The sequence below is a fragment of the Hominibacterium faecale genome, assembly GCF_020734085.1.
Classification (GTDB): Bacteria; Bacillota; Clostridia; order Peptostreptococcales; family Anaerovoracaceae; genus Hominibacterium; species Hominibacterium faecale.
This window is the reverse complement of sequence record NZ_JAJAGH010000001.1, coordinates 442,201-459,799: the sequence shown is the minus strand read 5'-3', so window position 1 is coordinate 459,799 and position 17,599 is coordinate 442,201. Positions and strand designations below refer to the sequence as shown.

At 47.9% G+C, this 17,599-nt stretch carries 14 protein-coding genes and 6 tRNA genes; 4 read left to right on the top strand and 16 right to left on the bottom strand.

The annotated features are described in order from the left end of the window. Positions 1-19 precede the first annotated feature (19 nt). Genes LG211_RS02155 through murC form a run of 3 tightly spaced genes read right to left on the bottom strand, consistent with a single transcriptional unit; the run spans position 20 to position 3,129 of the window. Positions 20-970 (bottom strand): ribose-phosphate diphosphokinase, encoded by a 951-nt coding sequence (locus tag LG211_RS02155; protein ID WP_148397686.1) that lies wholly within the window; start codon positions 968-970, stop codon positions 20-22. Positions 971-1,021: 51 nt separating this feature from the next. Continuing rightward, positions 1,022-1,723: a DapH/DapD/GlmU-related protein gene (locus LG211_RS02150; protein ID WP_148397685.1), complete on the bottom strand. Its 702-nt coding sequence runs from the start codon at positions 1,721-1,723 to the stop codon at positions 1,022-1,024. Positions 1,724-1,740: 17 nt separating this feature from the next. Next, positions 1,741-3,129 (bottom strand): UDP-N-acetylmuramate--L-alanine ligase, encoded by a 1,389-nt coding sequence (gene murC, locus LG211_RS02145; RefSeq protein ID WP_148397684.1) that lies wholly within the window; start codon positions 3,127-3,129, stop codon positions 1,741-1,743. Positions 3,130-3,346: 217 nt separating this feature from the next. Here murC and purR point away from each other — a divergent pair, with 217 nt between their 5' ends. Then, complete coding sequence (purR, locus tag LG211_RS02140) at positions 3,347-4,156, top strand: pur operon repressor (protein ID WP_148397683.1); 810 nt, start codon at positions 3,347-3,349, stop codon at positions 4,154-4,156. 107 nt (positions 4,157-4,263) lie between these two features. Then, positions 4,264-4,557, top strand: coding sequence for a septation regulator SpoVG (spoVG, locus tag LG211_RS02135; RefSeq protein ID WP_148397682.1), 294 nt, complete (start codon positions 4,264-4,266; stop codon positions 4,555-4,557). A gap of 248 nt (positions 4,558-4,805) precedes the next feature. Here spoVG and LG211_RS02130 read toward each other — a convergent pair whose 3' ends face one another. From LG211_RS02130 to LG211_RS02085, 10 genes are all read right to left on the bottom strand, one after another. After that, a complete protein-coding gene (locus tag LG211_RS02130) occupies positions 4,806-6,206 on the bottom strand; it encodes an amidohydrolase (protein WP_148397681.1) in 1,401 nt (466 codons plus the stop codon). A 203-nt stretch (positions 6,207-6,409) separates the two neighbouring features. Beyond that, positions 6,410-7,864, bottom strand: coding sequence for a sigma-54 interaction domain-containing protein (locus LG211_RS02125; RefSeq protein ID WP_148397680.1), 1,455 nt, complete (start codon positions 7,862-7,864; stop codon positions 6,410-6,412). Positions 7,865-7,947: 83 nt separating this feature from the next. Further along, positions 7,948-9,201, bottom strand: a complete 1,254-nt coding sequence (locus tag LG211_RS02120; protein ID WP_253021205.1) for an MFS transporter — start codon at positions 9,199-9,201, stop codon at positions 7,948-7,950. Between the two features lie 169 nt (positions 9,202-9,370). After that, positions 9,371-10,309, bottom strand: coding sequence for a DNA/RNA non-specific endonuclease (locus LG211_RS02115; RefSeq protein ID WP_148397678.1), 939 nt, complete (start codon positions 10,307-10,309; stop codon positions 9,371-9,373). Between the two features lie 235 nt (positions 10,310-10,544). Continuing rightward, positions 10,545-10,619, bottom strand: a tRNA-Cys gene (locus tag LG211_RS02110). Positions 10,620-10,653: 34 nt separating this feature from the next. Continuing rightward, positions 10,654-10,728: transfer RNA gene (locus tag LG211_RS02105), tRNA-Gln, on the bottom strand. A 15-nt stretch (positions 10,729-10,743) separates the two neighbouring features. Continuing rightward, positions 10,744-10,819: transfer RNA gene (locus tag LG211_RS02100), tRNA-His, on the bottom strand. Between the two features lie 63 nt (positions 10,820-10,882). Next, positions 10,883-10,959 (bottom strand) — tRNA-Asp (locus tag LG211_RS02095). A 6-nt stretch (positions 10,960-10,965) separates the two neighbouring features. Next, positions 10,966-11,041 (bottom strand) — tRNA-Val (locus LG211_RS02090). A 5-nt stretch (positions 11,042-11,046) separates the two neighbouring features. After that, positions 11,047-11,123: transfer RNA gene (locus LG211_RS02085), tRNA-Met, on the bottom strand. A 586-nt stretch (positions 11,124-11,709) separates the two neighbouring features. Between LG211_RS02085 and mnmM the strand changes: the two genes are divergently transcribed. Next, positions 11,710-12,297 (top strand): tRNA 5-(aminomethyl)-2-thiouridylate-methyltransferase MnmM, encoded by a 588-nt coding sequence (gene mnmM, locus LG211_RS02080; protein WP_269476936.1) that lies wholly within the window; start codon positions 11,710-11,712, stop codon positions 12,295-12,297. Next, the gene (gene pyk, locus LG211_RS02075; RefSeq protein ID WP_336246018.1) at positions 12,275-13,705 is read left to right on the top strand and encodes a pyruvate kinase; all 1,431 of its coding nucleotides are present in this window, start codon (positions 12,275-12,277) and stop codon (positions 13,703-13,705) included. The genes mnmM and pyk overlap by 23 nt, the downstream gene beginning before the upstream one ends. A gap of 138 nt (positions 13,706-13,843) precedes the next feature. On the opposite strand, the gene LG211_RS02070 is transcribed toward pyk, so the two are convergent. The 3 genes from LG211_RS02070 to LG211_RS02060 form a co-directional block, all read right to left on the bottom strand. Further along, positions 13,844-14,731, bottom strand: a complete 888-nt coding sequence (locus LG211_RS02070) for a helix-turn-helix transcriptional regulator (protein ID WP_269476935.1) — start codon at positions 14,729-14,731, stop codon at positions 13,844-13,846. A gap of 135 nt (positions 14,732-14,866) precedes the next feature. Continuing rightward, the gene (locus LG211_RS02065; protein ID WP_148397674.1) at positions 14,867-15,862 is read right to left on the bottom strand and encodes an SPL family radical SAM protein; all 996 of its coding nucleotides are present in this window, start codon (positions 15,860-15,862) and stop codon (positions 14,867-14,869) included. A gap of 84 nt (positions 15,863-15,946) precedes the next feature. Continuing rightward, positions 15,947-17,584: an amidohydrolase gene (locus LG211_RS02060; RefSeq protein WP_269476934.1), complete on the bottom strand. Its 1,638-nt coding sequence runs from the start codon at positions 17,582-17,584 to the stop codon at positions 15,947-15,949. Positions 17,585-17,599: the final 15 nt, after the last annotated feature.

Here is a 17,599-nt window from a genome sequence, read left to right as displayed (position 1 = left end):
GATCTGCTGCTCCTTTGTCTTAGTCGAAGAGCCGGCTGATGGAGTCGTTGGTGAATACCCTCGTCATCGCCTCTGCAAAGAGCGGCGCGACCGACAGCATCTTCATTTTGCTGATTCTTCTTTCCTCTGGAATGGGAACGGTATTGAGGAGTACCAATTCCTCGATGGCGGAGGATTCCAGTCTCTCCTTTGCCGGACCGGAAAGAATCGGGTGGGTAGCGCAGGCGACCACGCTCTTGGCGCCCAGATCTTTGAGGGCGTTGGCAGCGTTGGTGATGGTGCCGGCAGTATCGATCATGTCGTCTACCAGAATACAGTTCTTGCCTTCAATATCTCCGATAATATTCATGATTTCACTCTTGTTGGGTTCCGGACGCCGTTTATCGACGATGGCGATGGGAGCATTGAGGGGCTCTGCCATACTTCTGGCTCTGGTTACACTGCCGTGGTCCGGAGATACGATTACAATATCATCCATTGCTTTTTCTTTAAAATACTTGATGAGGATCGGAAGACCCACCAGATGGTCCACTGGGATGTCAAAATATCCCTGAATCTGCGCCGCATGAAGGTCCATGGTCAAAACACGGTCTGCGCCGGCTGCCATGAGAAGGTTAGCTACCAGCTTTGCCGTGATCGGATCTCTGGCCTTTGCTTTGCGGTCTTGTCTGGCATAGCCGTAATAAGGGATAACCGCATTGATTCTTCCTGCGGAAGCCCGCTTCATGGCATCGATCATGATCAGGATCTCCATCAGGTTGTTGTTGACCGGATCGCAAGTAGACTGGACGATGTAAGTATCGATGCCTCTAACTGTCTCCCACAGGTTTACGGAAATCTCACCGTCGCTGAATTTGGTTACAGTAGCTTTTCCAAGGGGTTTGCCCATAATCGATGCAATTTCTTCCGCCAGTTCCAAGTGTGAATTTCCTGCAAATACTTTGTAATCTGAAAACGCTCCATTCTTCATCTGTACTTTTTACCTCTTCTTTCTCCTACTAATCGTTTGGCAATATGTTTTCTATTTTTTCTTCTTATTCAGTATTCCTCTTTTTTCGACCCAGCCTTCCAGTGTTCTGGGTTTGGGCCTGGCTACGTAAAGTGCGCCGCCGGGCACATCATGGGTAACCGTGCTTCCTGCCGCTACATAGGCGCCTTCTTCAATCGTCACCGGCGAAACCAGATTGCTGTTGCAGCCAATGAAAGCTCCGTCTTTTACCGTGGAGCGGTATTTCTGACTGCCGTCATAATTGACAAATACCACGCCGCAGCCCAGATTTACGTTCTTTCCCACATCCGAATCGCCCACATAAGTAAGATGGGAGGCTTTTGCTCCGTCCCCCATGGATGAATTTTTAATTTCTACGAAATCGCCGACTTTACAGTTGCTACCGATATCGCTTCCCGGTCTCAGATAAGCAAAAGGACCGACCTTTGTCTCATTGCCCACCTTGCTCTCCATGATCACGGAACTTTGAATCACCGTTCCCTTTCCGATTTCCGAGTCCACGATTCGGGTATTCTGGCCGATGGTACAATCCTCACCGATTTTAACATTTCCCTCCAGCACAACGCAAGGGTAAATGGTGGTTCCGGTTCCGATTTCTACTGTTTCGTCGATATAGGCCGCCTTAAGGTCAACGAAGTTGACACCGTTCTCCATATGCCTGAGATTGATTTCAAGGCGTTTTTTCTCCATTGCTTCATATTCTTGTAAATTCATAAATCCCCCTAAACGCTTTAGAATTTCTGATCCTTTTCCAAAATCAGTTCGCCCACCTTATAAATGTCACCGGCTCCCATGGTGATGACCAGATCGCCGGGTTCGGCGTTATTATAAACAAAGTTGGCGATTTCTTCAAAGTCTTCGAAGAAATAGGCATCTTTTTCCGGGTAAGCTTCTTTGATCTTGCCCACCAATCCTTTTGAACTGATCTTGTAAATGTTCTTTTCTCGTGCGGCATAGATTTCCGCCAGTACGACTTTATCGGCCGCTTCAAAGGATTGGGCGAATTCGTCGAAGAGGGCCATAGTTCTGGTATAGGTGTGGGGCTGAAAGAGACACCACATATGATTGTGCCGCATATTTTTCACCGCAGAAAGCGTGGCTTTGATCTCGGTGGGATGGTGCGCGTAATCATCGATGATCTTGATGCCATGGCTGGTGATTCCCAGAACATCGAACCGCCGCTGAGTTCCGGTGAAGTTTTCCAGGGTGGCGGCGATCTGATCCGCCTTTACGCCCAAAATGTGGCAGCATGCAAAAGCGGCCAGCGCATTTAAAATATTGTGTTCTCCCGGAATGGACAACTGGATGCGGCAGAGCACTTTACCGCCGTGATTGACATTGAAATCCGGCATACCGTCAGCGTTGAAAGTAATATCGCTGACATAGTAATCGCAGCTTTCGTTAAAGCCGAAGGTCAGCACATTGGGCATATCCTTGACAACGCTTTTTACAAACGGGTTGGCATCATATGCGATGATGGTTCCGTTCTCCGGCACCAGAGATGCGAATTTTTCAAAGGAATTGGCAATGTGCTCAATATCTTTAAAGTAATCCAAGTGATCGGAGTCGATGTTGAGAATGATTTCGATCTTGGGCCGCAGGGATAGAAAACTGTCCATATATTCGCAGGCTTCCGTTACGAAATGCTCACTGGCGCCGACCTGGACGTTGCCGCCGATTTCCGGCAGGTTGCCGCCTACCAGGATCGTCGGATCCTCATCAGCATTTTTTAGAATTAAAGAAACCATAGAGGTTGTCGTAGTTTTCCCGTGAGTTCCTGAAATAGCGATGCTGTTTTCATACTCACTCATGAGAAGTCCCAGGATTTCCGCCCTGGATGCGGTAGGAATGCCCAGTTCCCTGGCTTTTGCCAGCTCAGGATTCTCTGCTCCTACTGCGGCGGAGTAGACGACCAGGTCCGCTCCTTCTACGTTCTTTTCTCTATGGCCTAAAAATATATTGGCTCCATCTTTCATGAGCCTTTCGGTAATGTCACTTTCCCGCATATCCGATCCAGTGACTTTGTACCCTCTGGATATTAAAATTTCAGCAATGGCGGAAAGGCCAATGCCCCCAATCCCAATGCAATGTATCTGCCTACAGTCAGATAATCTCACCATTGTCTTTTCCTCCCTAGTCATGATAAGCTGATTGTTTGATACAGGCCTCAGCGAGTATCTTTCCCAAGATCCACCCGCTACGCAGCATTGTATCAAAATGGTGAATATAGTATACCATAATTGTACAAAAAAATGCGTTATAATTGACAAAAAAATAAAAAACGAATATTATCTAATATATACGCCATATACGTTCGAATTTCAGGAGGAAAGCCTAATGAAAAGAAGCCAGAGAGTAGGCGCGCTGATGGAGATTATTTCCAATTCGCCTAACAAAATTTTCTCTCTTAATGAGTTCTGTGATTTGTTCTCCGCCGCCAAGTCCAGCATCAGCGAGGACATCGCAGCCGCACGGGAAATTGCAGAGTTCACTGGGCTTGGCCTGGTGGAAACGATCTCGGGAGCCGCGGGTGGAGTCCGTTATGTTCCTTTTATTTCAAAAGAAAAAGGACTGCAATTTCAAGAAAAGCTCTGCCGGAAGCTGGGAGAAGAAAACCGGGTGCTTGGCGGCGGTTTTTTATATACATCGGATATCATGTTCGATCCGGTGATGGTCAAAGAAATGGCTCAGATTTTCGCCCGTAAATTCAGAAACTGCGGAGCCGACTACATTGTGACTATCGAGACGAAAGGTATCCCTCTTGCTCTGAAAACAGCTGAATTTCTTAACCTCCCTTCTGTCGTTGTCCGGCGGGAAGCAAAAATTTCCGAAGGTGCCACCATGAGCATCAATTACCTCTCCGGTTCTTCGGAGCGCATGCAGAAAATGTCCATATCCAAGCGGGCAGCTCTCAGCGGATGCCGGGCATTGATCATCGACGATTTTATGCGGGGCGGCGGCAGCGTAAAAGGAATCAGTGATATTTTATCTGAATTTGAAACCCAGGTAGTGGGGATCGGCGTCGCCATTGCCAACATCGCGCCGGAAAAGAAAAAGATTGCTGATTACATCCCCCTGGTATACCTGGGACATGTGGATGAAGAGCATAAAACCGTAGAAGTTTTTCCAAATAGTCAGATTTTTTAAATAGTTCCTTGTAAACGTATTCCATTTCATGTATAATATTACTAAGTGTATTTATGTGCACAGCGTTTGTCAGAATGAGTTTGAGCATGAAAGGGTGGTAACAAAGAATGAATATTACTGATGTAAGAGTAAGAAAAGTCAATGACGAAGGAAAAATGAAAGCGGTCGTATCGATTACCTTTGATGATGAATTTGTGGTGCATGATATCAAAATCATCGAAGGACAGAACGGATTGTTCATCGCGATGCCCAGCAGAAAGATGGGAGAAGGAGACTTCCGCGATATTGCCCACCCTCTGGTCTCTGAAACAAGGAATAAGATTAAGGAAGCGATTTTTGCGGAGTATGAACGCGTTTTAGCGGAAAAGCACGCAATGGAAGAAAGTTCCAGGGAAGAATAGCGCAATTCTGAATTATACATACGTTTTATTGGATTATTAAAGCGTTCAATATGTAATCGCTGCGGGGCTGATAGCGCCGCATAAGAGCGAACAAACGATTTATTAAATGAAAACGGGGGCTGCCCTGTGAAAAGCGTTTCGCAGCGCAGCCCGGCATCTATGATTGCACTAATTTTGCAGCTTTTATTATGGTTAGTGCAATTTTTCAATGCACACCCTCACGCGGCAGCCTCGTTTTCCTTGAAGGATTATCGGAACCTCTCCATAACTGCCTTATTGGTAGTCAAATCCGGCTTGGCGTTCTCCGGCAGCAGACTTTGATAAGGTTTGCCGCACAAACGCTCTTTTAATTCTGCCTTTGCCTCCTGCAAAATCTCCGGTTTTGTAAGCAGATCATACCCCGCGAGAGCCAATATTTTCCCTGCGGTTTCCAAAACCCGTTTTCCCACCGAACTTCCGGCGAATTTACAGGATGTCCAGCTGTGCCATCCGGCATCCTCAGATGGAGCCAACGCTACATTTAAAAAGGCGATCGGCGCGAACCAACTGTATTCGGAAGAATCGGTGACCGGCTGACTGCTGAGTACCGTATGCTCAATCTTGCCGCTGTACCCAGTCTCCTTTGCATTCATTGCCTTTTGAATTTTCTTCGCATCCTCTTGATCTTCGGACGAATAGGCAGGCGCACCAACATAACGCAGATTTTCTTCTATCAGCTGCCCCAAACATAAATTAGGGATCATATCGTGGGTCGCGGTAATCACTTCTTCTTTTACTGTGGTTCCTGTGGCCTGGGCGCACCCTTTTGCGCAGGCATCCAGCCTGGACAGAACATCTGCCGCCATTTCTGCGTTTTTCATTCGTCCTACGCACCAGATAACCGTACTCGCGGGCACCACGTTGGGGAAGCTGTTTCCCACATCGGGAAAGGCGTAATTAAGGGTTGTCGGTGAATCCTTGCTCCCCGGCTCGATATGCTCCCGCAGCATTTCCACCGCATGTCCCATCAGCATGGCGCCGTCGAGAGAGCTGCGCCCATTCCAAGGGGCGTTGCCGTGGGCGCTGACCCCTGAAAAATGGTATTTTACATTAAAGTAGGCGTTTGTATCGCAGGCGGCAGCCCTGTTTCGATGGCTGGGATGCCAATCGAGAAAGGCATCCACCCCTTCAAAAAGGCCCCCACGCGCCATAAAAGGCTTGCCGATGCACAGTTCCTCCGCCGGGGTTCCAAAGACCTTAATCGTTCCCGCAAGGCCCTGCTCAATCATACAGCGCTGCAAAGCGATAGCTGCCAGCACTCCGCCGACCGCCATCAGATTATGTCCGCAGCCATGGCCCGGCGCCATGTCAATAACCGGATCGCGGACAACGGAATCCTTATTCTGCGATAAGGCCGGCAGAGCATCATATTCGGAGCTGAAAGCCAGCACCGGTTTACCGCTCCCGTATTCAGCCGCAAAAGCAGTAGGCAGCCCGGCTACGCCTCTGTTTACTAAGAATCCGTATTTTTCCAGTAGATCGGCAACTTTTTGACTGGCCTCATATTCCTGCATAGATAATTCCGGATGCTCCCACAAATAATCGGAAATGGCAAATACTTCATCCTTGTTTTCATCAATCCAATCACATATTGTTTTTTTTGTTTCCATAAGATTTCCTCTAATTCAGATAAATTTGTGAAATTGTTTATCCCGCTTATATATAGAGCAAGTCTCGTGCCAAGCAAAAAACAGAAAAAGCAACCCAAAAAAGGGTCACTTTTCTTTGTTTTTTTGCTCTGTGCTTTCAAATTGTCTGAAAACACAACCTTTTTCCCAGCAACCCGCAGATGGGTCGCCAATCCAATTTTGGGTTATTTATGAGGCTCCTGATTTTGGTATTTTAAAAATTTTCTGCTGGCCCCCGACTGACTGATGCCTAAGGCTTTGGCGGCCTTATAGGTACTGGGGTATTCTTGGAAGGTCATATGGATCAGCTGAGCTTCCACTTGTTCCAGTGCCTGCCGCAGCGGTATAATCCGGTTTACCTGCACATCCGCCTGAGGCCCGTCGGTCATAATCTTAATATGATTGGGCAGCGTTTCTTCATCAATGACGCCGGTACGATTAGTGACCACAAGACGCTCGATTAGATTTTCCAGCTCCCGGATATTGCCCGGCCAGCGATATTCATTGAGCATTTCCAGGGCCTCATCGACGATTTCCACCTGGCTCCCGTAGCGGTTGTTGAACAGCTGTAGAAACGATTTCACCAGTTCATCGATATCTTCCTTTCGCTGACGCAGAGCCGGCATATGCAAAGGAACTACATGGATGCGATAATATAAGTCGCTGCGGAACAGCCCTTCTTCCACCAGCTTTTCTAAGTTTTTATTGGTTGCCGTAATAATCCTCACATTCACAGGCTTTTCTGCCGTTCCGCCGATTCTTGTAATTATGCGGTTTTGAATGGCATGGAGCAATTTGACCTGTAAGTTCAGCGGCATGTCACCGATTTCATCCAGGAAAAGACTTCCGCCGTCCGCCATTTCAAAAAGGCCGGGCTTCCCTCCTTTTTTCGCTCCCGTAAAAGCTCCCGACTCGTAGCCGAAGAGTTCGGATTCGATCAGGTTTTCCGGAATTGCAGCGCAATTGAGCTCAATGAATTTTCCTTTCGCCCTTTGACTGTTGTCATGAATATATTTTGCCAGCATACTTTTGCCGGTTCCCGTCTCTCCTGTTATTAAAATGCTGGAATCCGCCTTTGCTACCTGCCGAGCCGATTCGTAGAGCTTTGCCACTTCTGCGTTCTTGGTAACTATGGATTTTTCATCATAATCCGGCTGCTTGTTTCTGCCGCGATAATACTTATCCAGCAGTTCCAACTCATCAGTAAACCTGGCGTTGCTGACGCACATAACCGCCTGCCCGTCCGCATCTTTGATAGGGGTAGCCGTTACAATGGCATCCCCGCCCGGACCGGCCTGCACCATTGTGATCGGCCTTCCTTCACGCAGAGCGATGCGGACGGCGGAAGGCCGGTAAAATCCCAGCTCCTCCATCTCCGTCACACTTTTTCCAAGGATAAAATCTTTAGAAGTTTTGGAACGCCTCTCAAAGGTCTTATTGACAAAGATGATGTTTCCGTCCCGGTCCGTAACGTGGAAGCTGTCCAGGCAATTATCCATGGCCAGAAAATAGGTATCCCTTTCCTGCTTGATCTTTTCGCACGTCCGGTAAATGTCTTCCGGCTGCGCGTCTTTTTCCATTTCCAGCAGCTGCGCCAGCTTGTCAAGCAGCTGGCGGCAGTCCATGTTCTGATCACTCATACGCGTTTCCTCCTGCTATCCTTTTATTATATATCAGATGCCGGCATTTTCAAAACCGCTAACCAGACCTTGACAAATCTTTATTATAGCCGGGAGTCATGCAGTCTGAAGGCAATGAACCTGAGTACGGCGGCGCAGATGACTGCGATGCAAGCCACAACCCAAAAGCTGGCGTAGCTGCCTGTCATGTCGTAAACTCTGGCAGCAACCATACCGCCGAAGGCCCCGCCGATACTTGTGGCCATGTTCATAACACCTACCAAAGTCCCGTAATCCTTGTCTCCGAAGAGACCGTTTACCATCAGCGGCGGAATCACTGTAATGGTCGGTCCGCCCAGGCCGTAGCAAGCGATTACCAGGAATACCAGCACGCCTGCGGCGTTGGGCATGATGAACAGCGAAGCAAAGGTAGCGGCAAAGATGATGGTGGTCAGCACTGAGCTTGTCCGAATGCCGAATCGGTCAGTAACGGCCCCCATAACCGGCTTTCCGATAATGAGAGAACCCAGCAGCAGTCCATGGAGCGATGCGGCTTTGGCTTCACCGATACCGCATCCCACAAAGTAGGCTACCGAGTTTGCCAAGATGGCGCTGGATGCCAGGACCACCAGAATGGTCGATAAGACAGCAAAATAAAATTCCGGCGTGCGCATGGCCTCAGAAAGTGTTTTACCTTGCTTTTCTATAGCTGCGGCGGCAGCTTCGCTTTCATCCTCTCCCATTCTGACAAATCCCTTAGACTGGGGATTATCGTTGGCAAAAGCTAGTACAATCACCATTAAAACCAGGAATACAATCCCCAGAGCAATATATCCAGTTCTCCATCCGTAAGCGGAGATAACCCCATTGAGAATAGGCGAGAGAATCATACCTCCCAATCCGCTTCCTAAAAAGGCGATGCCTGTGGCCGTTCCTCTGACTTTTCCTCCGAACCATTTGTTAATGAGAATGGATACCGGCATGGGCGCTGTTCCCGCAAAGCCCACGCCTAAGATGAGAGCGAATAGATAAAAGGCCGTCAGAGAATCCGCTCTTGAAAAACCGAAATATCCGATGAATCCCAGCAGGCAGCAGACGGCAACCCAGATTTTCAATCTGCCCTTTCCCATCAGTTTGCCCAGCAGAGGCGAACAAATTACACAAGCCAGGGAAAGAATCGTCAGGTAGGTCATCCACTCTCCCCGTTCAAAATTCAAATCTTCCGTAACCGGCAGCACGAACACGCTTGTTAACGAAACAAAACCAACGTAGGCAAAGGTCATCAGAAAAAGTCCGACGATCACAATGATCCATCCGTAGAAGAATCTCCCATTTTGCTTAAACTGAATGTCTTTCATAATTTCCTCCTTCAACATCCAAGAATGAATTGCGAATGGGATAAATCAATTTCACGCTATTATTTTATGCAATTTTGGTGCCAAAAATAAAAACAGGACTGCCGCATGGAGCAAATCGCTTTTATGCAGCAGCCCTGTTTTGAGTCAATACGGCTGGATGGTAGAGCGTTTATGGATGGCAGTTTCCGCAGGGCTTCAGCCCTTGATCGATGAGCACGCTTCTCCTTCCTTTGAAAGGTTCCTTATTTTTATCCGCCATTTTCTTGACGCTTGCGCAAGTGGGTTTATGGAAAATGTCCGAGTTTCGATTCACAATATATTCCTGTGTGCTTTCTTGCGAGGCAGCAGTCGTTTCTGCCTTTGTCCCGGTCTGGTCCTTCATATGGCTCTCCCCAGTCTGATAGTCGATGGCAATATCCGGCTGTACGTTGTAGGCAAATACGTTGAATTTCACACCTTCCCCCTGATCTTCCACCGATAAGGCTTCCATCAGCACGCCGTCCGCCAGCAGGTTATCGCCGTCATAGACGGGAGTAACCCGGTACAGTACATGGTTATTGGTTTCTTTCACATATTCCGCCACTTCGTTCTCAAAGGGCAGCATCCCTTCCACATTGAGATAGCGGGTGCCTGTAATCAGGTTCTTTTCATTGGCGTTTTCCGCTGTCAGCTGGTAGCCGATCAGGTGGCAGCGATTGTATAAATACTTTCCATCCACGTTTTGGTATTTGGCAGTATGCCAGCCTGCGGGCTTGATCATTCCGATGGAACCTCGCTTCTCGGTGGGCATCACTTCTTTTCCCACGCAGGCATAGGCCTCGCCGCACCGGCCGAGATCGTCCAGGTCGCTGTAGGTTTCAAAGGCCGTTGTCGTCAAATCGGCCTGGTCAAAATACGGTTCGTTTCCGTTGATCTCGATGTATGGCTGCTGGGAATATTCCGGAATATCCTCTGGCGATATAGCCGCAGCCCCTGTCCCTTGCCGGCCGTCATCTGTGCATCCGGCTGCAATCAGGCAAATTGCCAGCGCTAGTATAATGAGTGTCCAGCGCCGTAAGTTCTTGTGATTTGGCTGATAGCAGTCTTTGAAATAAAATGTCTTGTTCATGCTGTACTCCTCTTTCATATTCTTTATCTTTTAATACGTTTGTTGTCCTTATGGGTTGAAGCAGGGATACGGCTGTGCGTAGCTTGGCGGCAGAAACAACAACCGAGAGCAGCCAGGCGTACACAGACGTCTGCAAAAAAATCTCTAAGAAAATCCATTTTTCGCAGCTGTGCACCGCAATGCGCTTTTTCAAATTAAAAAGACTTCAACGTTATAAACATTGAAGTCTCACTCTTGGAGGCGACACCCAGATTTGAACTGGGGAATAAAGGTTTTGCAGACCTCTGCCTTACCACTTGGCTATGTCGCCGCATCCGGCAAAGCGATTGCTCTGCCGCATCTATTGGCTAGGGTAGCAGGATTCGAACCTGCGCATGATGGAATCAGAATCCATTGCCTTACCGCTTGGCGATACCCCATCGCTGTTATTAAATTGGGGTGGATAGTGGGATTCGAACCCACGCATAATGGAGCCACAACCCATTGTCTTAACCACTTGACGATACCCACCACATATCGCATATATATTATATATGCGGCAAGCCACTTATGCAATACTGAATTTCTAAAAATTGGCGATCCGGAACGGGCTCGAACCGTCGACCTCCAGCGTGACAGGCTGGCATTCTAACCAACTGAACTACCGGACCGCAATTTGGTGGGCGTTATAGGGCTCGAACCTATGACCCCCTGCTTGTAAGGCAGGTGCTCTCCCAGCTGAGCTAAACGCCCGAAAGTGGTAGCGGCGAGAGGAGTCGAACCTCCGACCTTCCGGGTATGAACCGGACGCTCTAGCCAACTAAGCTACACCGCCACATCAGTACTTTCGAAGTAACTGCAAGAGTTATATTACCATTTCATGGTCCATCTGTCAACATATTTTTTTAGATAAAATCAGATAAAATGATTTATTCTTTTGCAGCCGTGTATTTGCCCAGCGTAATCCTGCTTATCTTCATAATTAATACTATCATTCCCCATGGGCCAATTCTTATTCTGGGGAATTGGCCCACACTTCGCAGCAAGCTCTGTCGATAACAAAATCAGGCAGACTCAAATGTAAAATAATCCCATTTCTATTCGAAATAGGGATTATTGCAGGCAATGTCCATATAAATCCGGCCTTTGGCGGCCAGAATCAACCAAATAGTTGATCTCGTAAGTCGAGTTAGTGCAAGCTTATATATGTGGCTCCGAAAACCGGAGCAAATTAGTTTCAACGCAAGCGATAAAATGTAAATATCTGGTAACTTTCTATGGACATCGCCTTTGATTTTGCCTATATCGAATAGAAATCCGAAAAAAAACTTAAAATCGGGATATGCAGAGGGCCGACTGCAAAGGAAAAACCCTTCCATGTTTATAATGCGAAAAGAAAACGCTTGTGCTATAATAAGTCCATGAAAAATCTAATACGCAGCACCACGCAGCTGGCGATGCATTTCGTATCCCTCTACCTGCGGGACGGCGGGACAGCCATCGATGCCACCTGCGGCAATGGAAACGATACCATCGCTCTGCTCCGATCTGGTGCAAAGGAGATTTATGCGTTCGATATTCAACAAGCAGCAATCGAGCGGACAAAAGACGCCCTTATAAAAGAAGGCTTATATTCTGACCAGGTTCATTTGATACAGGACAGCCACGAATATATGGGCGCATATATAAAGAAAAAGGTTCAGGCAGTTGTCTTTAACTTGGGATATTTGCCTGCTGCGTCCAAGGAGATCGCTACTTGCGGGGAAACGACCGTAAAGGCCGTAAAAGCAGCGCTCCGGCTTCTTGCTGTCAATGGACTGATCTGTATTACCATGTACAGCGGCCATCCCGGCGGTGAAGAAGAAAAGCAGCAGGTTCTGGAGCTGGCCCGTAATTTGGACCAGCAAGCGTATCACGTCGCATATATCAATATGCTCAACCAGCGAAACCATCCGCCTGAAATTTTATTGATATCATTGAAAAGAGGTGTTGAAATTGAAAAAGACTAAAATTGTATGTACGTTGGGACCTGCCAGCTCCAGCGAAGAGGTTTTGGAAAAAATGCTCTTAGCCGGCATGAATGTGGCACGTCTCAATTTCTCCCATGGGGATCATCAGGGACATAGCGAAATGATCCGCAGATTTCGAAAGGTAAGAGACCGGATTGGAATTCCAGCCGCAGTTCTGCTGGATACCAAAGGGCCGGAAATTCGTCTCGGCGACTTCGCTGAAAACAGCGTCATCTTAAAGAATGGACAAACCTTTACCCTCACCGCGGCCGATATAAAGGGAAATCAAGAACAGAGTTCCATTACTTATAAAGACCTTCCCCGGCAAGTCAGCCCCGGAACCGCGATTTTGATCGACGACGGCAGAGTGGCGCTCAAGGTGCAGCATACAGAAGGCGATCAGGTCGTGTGCCGGGTAACAAACGGTGGAAAAATCAGCAATCGCAAAGGCGTCAATGTGCCAAAGACACATCTGGATTTGGAATACCTGAGCGAAGCGGACAAACAGGATTTGCTTTTCGGCATTGAACACGATGTGGACTATATAGCCGCATCATTTGTGCGTACCCAGCAGGATGTGATCGACCTGCGGAATTTCCTCAAGGAAAACGGCGGCGAAAAGATCAAAATCATCTCCAAGATCGAAAATATGGAAGGGATCGATAACTTCAAGCAGATCCTGGCCCACTCCGACGGCATCATGGTCGCCAGAGGGGATATGGGCGTGGAAGTGAATTTTGCCAAGCTTCCCGGTATCCAGAAAAAGTTTATAAAAGAATGCTGCCAGGCTGGAAAAATCGTCATCACCGCCACGCAAATGCTGGAATCCATGGTCGCAAGCCCTACGCCTACAAGAGCAGAAATCACAGACGTAGCCAATGCGGTCTTTGATGGAACTTCGGCAGTCATGCTTTCAGGGGAAAGCGCCATGGGCAAGTACCCAGTTGAAACCGTAAAGGTCATGTCTAAAATCGTCAAACAGGCGGAAAGAGACGCCTTCGATGTCAATCTGTACAAAATCATGGATTATGAAATGGATGCTAAGGACAAATCCAACGCCATCGGTCATGCGGCCTGCACAACCGCCCATGACTTAAAAGCCAAGGCCATCATCGCCATTACCCGGTCCGGCTACACGGCGGAAAAGATGTCCAAGTTCCGGCCGATACAGCCCATCGTAGCTGCCACGCCGAGAGAAAAGACGTATCACCAGCTGGCCCTGTCCTGGGGCGTATATCCGGTTCTGACCCAATACGAGGATCAATGGGACATGCTGCTGGATCAAGCGGAAGGCGGCGCAAAAAAAATGAAGGTTGTCAAGGAAGGCGATACCATCGTCATCAGCGCCGGTCTGCCGCTGCAGAGCACCGGAAGAACCAATCTCATCCGCGTAGAAACAGTAAGATAAGATCAAATCAGTTTTCAACAAGCTGCTACAGCTAAAAAAGGCGGCCCAGCGAGGAGGAACGATTTCCTCCCTGGAGCCGCCTTTTTTTGCGTCATAATCCTGCTTTATCCGCCTGAACAACGCAGGCACTTTGGCTTATTATTTTTTCCCGACAGGGCTTACGGGCATTAATTCCATATACCCTCTGCTGCCGATTGGTTCCAGCTGTATGCGGGGATTTTCGTCATCCCATTCATATCCGCGGGTGCTTGGATCAAACTTTTGAATTGCCTGCTGCACCTCTTCGATAGCCTGACAATAATCTTCTTCTAAAAACGGTTCACCCTGAAAGAGCAGATAGTCCGCTTCCGGCAGACTGATCAGCTCAAAGCCGTCAGGAACCGACTCCTGATAGCCGGCGGACACTTCTACTCCCTGGACATATTTAGACGTTTCTGGGTTTCGATATTTATCCGGCAGCCACATGCAGACCGGCTCGCCGCTGATGGAGCGTATGCTGGTCAACAGCCCCCATACATCGCATCCCACTTCTTCACAATACTGAAAATAATCCTCCGCCTCTTTTCCCCGTTTGATGATTACCTTTCTTTCGGGTTTTTTCACGGCTTGAATGAATACATTTTTTACTTCTCCCATGTTCCTGCCTTCCTTTCCTGCTTGCTTGTAGATGACTCCATACGGCGTGAACAAGTACAGCGGCACCGGATTTTTGGCATACTCACCCGGGTTGCATCCAAACTCCCGATAAAAGGCCCTCTGATATCCATCAGCGCTTTGAAACCCCAAATCAAATGCCACGTCGATCACCCGGAAATTTCCGTCCCGAAGTCTTAAAGCCGACTTGGATAGCCTGAGCCGCCTGATATAGTCCGCTGGCGTGTAGTTTGTATAGGCTTTAAATAATCGATAGGCATACCATGGGGAAAAGAACGATACCTTTGCCAGATCAGCCAGCGTAATGGTTTCTTCAATATGGGTTTCAATATAATCCTGCATACACTGCACGGCTTTCAGCTGCTCTTCCATCTTTCTGCCTCCTGTCCTTTGTTCGTTCATATGATATCACATGAATCTCGAAAGTCTCTCGACTTTTTTTGTTATCTGCGGACAATTAGAAAAAGAACCGCCCCATGACCCTTGTCTCTCAAACTCATCTTATTTCTAACTGATATAAAGAATGGGTACATCTCCAAGAATCCGTTTTATTTCAGTCCTTAAATAAGATTCAGCTTTATCTCGTTCCTCTATCCGATAGCAATAACGTCCTCGTCCGCGGCCAGTCATCATTTCCTTATCGTACAAATCCGGCAGCCCGGGAAATGCCTCACCGTTGATCGCTCGATGGACGTAAGAATAGGTCATCAGGATAATTTCCAAAAACAGCTGACTTCGTGCTTTCTCAGTCAAACCTTCTTTCAATTCTTCGAAAAGCTCTGTATACAGTTCCTTCCAATTCTCGCATAAAATAACCGGGGCAATCAAAATTCCGCATGGGTATCCTGCTTGACACATGTTGTTCACTGCCGTAATTCGCTGCTTCAAATCGGAGGTCCCCAATTCAACTCGCTTAATCAGTGGCTGCGGATTAACGCTCATTCGAAAAATGACTTTCCCTTCATGGGGCAAATCCAGCAAAGAATCAACCATATGAAATTTAGTTGGAAACGTAAGGCGGCCGGAGCCCTCTTTTGCAAACCTTGGAATGGTATATAGCAGATTTTCCGTAATGGTGTTTTCCAGCACCAGGTCGCTATTGCTGCCAATTTCGAAGGTCAGCTCCCGCCCAGCCGTTTTGCTCCGTTTAATGAGCCGGTCCAGCATCTGTTCACGGTTGACAAAGAGACGGAGATATGCGCATTTGTTATAGTTGCAAACCAAATAGCAGTACAGGCACATGGCGGTACAGCCCGAGGATGTATAAGGCACCAGATAATCCGATACCTTATGATTTTCTGTGTATTTATGAGTTTTCCGGGTTCCGACGATCAAATTCCGCTTCATCCTGGCGAACTCAGCATTTGGCTTCTCCCGCATCTCTTGAATTGCATTGTGATTTTCAATCGCTATCCAGGGCAGACTGCCATAGTTCTCTTTCAGCTGTTTGCCCAAAGGGTAGTTCAAGCTGTCCGGTTCATAATAAACTGCGTCAAATTTCATATATTTACCTTTCCTAATCAAAGTGAAAATAACTATGATTAGTTTGCGCAGTTAATGGAAAAATACAAGGCGCAGCTGTTATCTCTATTTCAGGCAAAAGTCCCCATCCTGGTCCTGGTATGTGATGTTGCCGTCCATGATGGTCATACAAACTTTTATTTTGTGGATATCATAAGGGTTTACATCAAACAGATTTTGGTCCAGCACAACCAGATCCGCATATTTTCCGGCTTTAATAGTCCCTATTTTTTTATCCATCCTGACCTGGAAAGCCGCCGTTTCTGTAAATCCCTTAATCAGCTCGCTTATTGGCAACCGTTCCTCTTCTGGCTGCAAAACGGGAGAATCCGGCTGTCCGCACAGCTGTCTGGTAGCGCCGGTCTCTATGGAATTGAGCGGCTGCGGCCCATATTCGTCGCCGGGGAAATCACTGCCCAGGCTCATCCTGGCACCGGCCTTAACGATGCTATATAAAGGGAAGGTTTCATCTGCCCTCTTGCCCAGCAGTTCTACAGCATTCAAATCGCCGTAATGCCACACCCCTGTGGTATTGGCGATTACCTTCAGCCTGGCAAAGAGGGGGATATCGCTTTTTAAGACGCACTGGGTATGGGCGTTTGTAATAATCGTATCTTCATACCCCGCATCCCGCACAGCTTTCGCAGCCATCAAATTCTCATGCACCGTATGATCGCCGATTCCGTGCAGATGAATGTCATAACCCAAGGATGCAGCCTCGACACACAAGCTGTGCAGCGTTTCACCGTATAAAAGCGGCGGACTGGTTTTTTCCATGCCGGAAAAGGGCTCTGTCATGCTGGCGCTGCGTGCCTCAACAATACCGTCATTGATCACCTTCCATGTGTTGAAGCGCACATAATCAGTATTATATTTGCATCGCATATGATACAGATAATCCTGCCATCCCTCCAGCTCCGCCAGCTCGTTAATGTGGTTGCTGCCAAAGATTCGCTGAGGCAGGAGTCCCTTTTGGATAAACTTGTCCAGCAGCTGTTCAGCCCGCTCCTTTATATAAGGGATAAATCCGCAATCCACAATGGTCGTGATTCCGTAACTGCTGAAATCCCGCAAAATTTTCAGCAAGGTCTGCTCCGCCTTTTCCATCACAAAAGGGTCAACCGCTTTGATCACATTGGTAATGGGTGCGCTCTCAATCAAATGACCGCTGGGATTCCCTTCATCGTCCCGTTTATAAAACTGCACGTCCGGGATCGGATCGGGCGTACTCCGGTCCACGCCCGCCCTTTCCAAAGCTTTTGAATTGACCCAGGCCTCATGGCCCGATGCTCCCACCAGGATAACCGGTTTATCTGCGCAAATCCGGTCCAGCATCCCCTTGTTCGGCCCCGCATCACCAAAGACGTGCTCCCCGTAACCGATGCCAAAATAGCTGTCATTTTCGGGATTTTCTTCTATATAAGTTTTTATCGTTCGCAGAATTTCATCCTTGCCCATGTCAAAGGATAGGACCATCTGCGACATCTGAAATGCGGAGGTAAACGGATGGGCGTGGGCATCGATAAACCCTGGCAGCAGCATCCGTCCTTTAAGATCGATCAGCTCCGCGCCTTCTTTGCAGTACCGTTCCTCATCAAACCCATCTCCCACTTCCACGATAAAATTATCTTCAATTATAACATAGTCCGCATAAAGCTTCTTTTCTCCTGTATAAATCGTTCCGTTGTAAAATACTTTTCTCATTACCGCACCTTCTTT

Bases quoted from the DNA above. Each gene is read 5' to 3' on its own strand.
- LG211_RS02155 (WP_148397686.1), bottom strand. From the start codon at position 970: ATGAAGAATGGAGCGTTTTCAGATTACAAAGTATTTGCAGGAAATTCA.
- LG211_RS02150 (WP_148397685.1), bottom strand. From the start codon at position 1,723: ATGAATTTACAAGAATATGAAGCAATGGAGAAAAAACGCCTTGAAATC.
- murC (WP_148397684.1), bottom strand. From the start codon at position 3,129: ATGGTGAGATTATCTGACTGTAGGCAGATACATTGCATTGGGATTGGG.
- purR (WP_148397683.1), top strand. From the start codon at position 3,347: ATGAAAAGAAGCCAGAGAGTAGGCGCGCTGATGGAGATTATTTCCAAT.
- spoVG (WP_148397682.1), top strand. From the start codon at position 4,264: ATGAATATTACTGATGTAAGAGTAAGAAAAGTCAATGACGAAGGAAAA.
- LG211_RS02130 (WP_148397681.1), bottom strand. From the start codon at position 6,206: ATGGAAACAAAAAAAACAATATGTGATTGGATTGATGAAAACAAGGAT.
- LG211_RS02125 (WP_148397680.1), bottom strand. From the start codon at position 7,864: ATGAGTGATCAGAACATGGACTGCCGCCAGCTGCTTGACAAGCTGGCG.
- LG211_RS02120 (WP_253021205.1), bottom strand. From the start codon at position 9,201: ATGAAAGACATTCAGTTTAAGCAAAATGGGAGATTCTTCTACGGATGG.
- LG211_RS02115 (WP_148397678.1), bottom strand. From the start codon at position 10,309: ATGAACAAGACATTTTATTTCAAAGACTGCTATCAGCCAAATCACAAG.
- mnmM (WP_269476936.1), top strand. From the start codon at position 11,710: ATGAAAAATCTAATACGCAGCACCACGCAGCTGGCGATGCATTTCGTA.
- LG211_RS02070 (WP_269476935.1), bottom strand. From the start codon at position 14,731: ATGGAAGAGCAGCTGAAAGCCGTGCAGTGTATGCAGGATTATATTGAA.
- LG211_RS02065 (WP_148397674.1), bottom strand. From the start codon at position 15,862: ATGAAATTTGACGCAGTTTATTATGAACCGGACAGCTTGAACTACCCT.
- LG211_RS02060 (WP_269476934.1), bottom strand. From the start codon at position 17,584: ATGAGAAAAGTATTTTACAACGGAACGATTTATACAGGAGAAAAGAAG.